Source organism: Rhizobium sp. CCGE 510, assembly GCF_000292525.1.
Lineage (GTDB): Bacteria > Pseudomonadota > Alphaproteobacteria > Rhizobiales > Rhizobiaceae > Rhizobium.
The window spans coordinates 1-2,359 of the sequence record NZ_AEYF01000049.1; the positions used below are offsets into that span (position 1 = coordinate 1).

General features: G+C 58.8%; 2 protein-coding genes. Both read left to right on the forward strand.

Translation table 11 applies throughout. The features are described from left to right. The first annotated feature begins 322 nt into the window (after positions 1-322). Positions 323-1,204, forward strand: a complete 882-nt coding sequence (locus RCCGE510_RS36090; protein ID WP_346426509.1) for a hypothetical protein — start codon at positions 323-325, stop codon at positions 1,202-1,204. A 41-nt stretch (positions 1,205-1,245) separates the two neighbouring features. Beyond that, positions 1,246-2,359: Ulp1 family isopeptidase (locus RCCGE510_RS36095; RefSeq protein WP_346426510.1), on the forward strand; the 1,114-nt coding region annotated here is incomplete at its 3' end.

Consider the following 2,359-nt stretch of genomic DNA (forward strand, 5'->3'; position numbering starts at 1 on the left):
TTTTTTACCCCTTTCCCCATACCCCGAAAAGGTAAACCAAGGCCAATTGTGGCGGCCTCCCCATGGCCAGCGGCAAGCTCGTGAGGCTCCGTGACGGCCCGATGGTCGAGTGCACACGATTGTCTGCACACCCTCTCCATATGGTGTTTGGCCCTGCCTTGAGGGCCTGATTGGTTTTGGCTTTTGCCTGGTGGGGGGCGGTTGGCCGGCCTTAGGATTGAGGTTCCGAATTTGAATTTCCGGAGGACCGGCATCGATGTACCCAAGACGGAACCAGCCGCGCGATGACGATTCTCGCGAAGTAAGTGGGTGGATCGAAGGCGTGACCGGAGCTGTCGAGACGGACGCCTGGATCGAGGACTACTATCCAGAGAGCCGAGACATGGAGCAGGATCCGACCGACTTGCGCCTCGGTTCGCACGATAGTGACGCCGGCGATCGTGTGCCGCGTCGCAGTTCCGTGGGCGGTTCGATGCGAGTGACGCCGCAGTCGCTGGCGCCGGAGAGGGGTTCGGGGCAGCAAGAGGTTGATGCCGCAACGGAGGTCTCAACCGAGGTTCGCGTCGGTGCCAAGCGTGGTCGCCCCGCCGACCGGGACATGCATCCCGATGACGAGTCCCGCATCAACCAGTTCGCGGAAGCAGTCCGAAACTACGAAATTCTACCCGACGGTAGCATCGGCCGAGGGGACGGAAGGGTTCCCGAGCGTACCTTGACGACCAATTTAGGGATTCTTAGGGGGTTCGCTCGTTGGCTCCGAGCAGCGAACAGAGATTCGATGGCTTCTCGGCTTTTAAACGATCCAGATTCACTAGCCGTTGATATCGCGGATTATTGGGCAAGCGGTGGGGATGGTCAGGACCGTCTTAAGTCAGCACTGTCTCATTTCAGGAGGCTCGCGCCTGAGGGGCAAGAACTCCAAGCCGTTGGACCTGGGCCGCGCCTGATGGGGCGCCAGATACATGATCCTTATCCCGACGACGCCCGCGTCATTGATAGCTTGGCCAAGGAAGAGCTGAGTAAGTTCGGACCGGTCCCGACTTCTCGGAATAATACCAGTGGGCAACGAAAGTTTAGCGCTTGGCTCCAAAGGGAGGGCAGGGAGAGCATAGTCAGCCGACTCACCGGTACTGATCAGCAGCAACAGTCGTTGCAAAAAGATTACCAAGACTTCATCGAAGCCATGGGAAAAAAGTGGTCGTGAGTTTAGATCGGCTGCGGCAGTATCTAGGCGCCGAGTCGCAGTTGAAACAGCATCATCCTTATCCCGACGACGCCCGCATCATTGATGACCTAGCCAAGGAAGAGCTGAGCAAGCTCGGACCGGACTCGACTTCGCAGAGGAAAGTTATCTGGAATCTGACCAACAATCGACGGAGGTTTGGTAATTGGCTGCAAACCAGGGGTCGGGAGAGCATAGCGAGCCGGCTCAACGGCAGTGATCAGCAGCAATGGTCGTTGAAAATAGATTACCAAGACTTCACCGAAGCCGTGGGAAAAAAACTCAATATGTCTTTCAATCGGCTTCGGCAGTACCAGCAAGTCGTTGAGGCGAACGCAGCATCGGGGTTGTCCCCTGAGCAGGCAGGTGGCCGGGAACCGGCCGGTCTGGACGGCCGTTCGGATCCACGTGCCGAGTTCAGATCAACTTCGCCGCTGCAGCAGGTTGATCCATCGATCGAAGGCCGCAGCGGATTGTCGCTCGACCATACCGAATGGCTGGGCGACCAGCATATCCAGACGGATTATGAGCTGCTAATGCAGGACTTGCAGCGAAACGATCCGGATCTCGCAGCCAGGACGCGGCTTATCGATCCCCTGATAGCCCATTATCATCTGCGCCTGGGCGATGAGAGCACCGCGCTGAGCGCTTTCCAGCGCATCGTTAATGATCAGAATGGAAGAGATACAGCCGACTTCCTGTTCCTTCCAGTGAGCGATGCCAGTGCTTCGGATCCTGATCGCCGCGGCACCCATTGGTCGCTGCTACTCGTTGACCGTCGCAACCGCGAGGGGCCGGCTGCCTATCACTATGACTCCTTCCGGGGCCAGAACGACGAGTTTGCAGCAATGCTCGCACAAAGATTGGGTACCCGTCTGGAGCCCGTCCGCATGACCCAACAGCGCAACGACTATGATTGCGGAGTCTTCGTGGTTGACGGCACGCGGGCGCTCGTTAGACGACTGGCGCGAAGAGACCGGCCAGCCGTGCTGCACCTCGACAACCTCGTCGCCGATCGGGAGCAACTCCAACGACGTCTGAGCCCCGCGCCCAACAGTGCTCGAGCGGGGGCTGCGGCGGCTGGACCGGAGTCCTCCACACAGATCGCCGATCCCGCAGAGTTTTGGCATGGAGTGG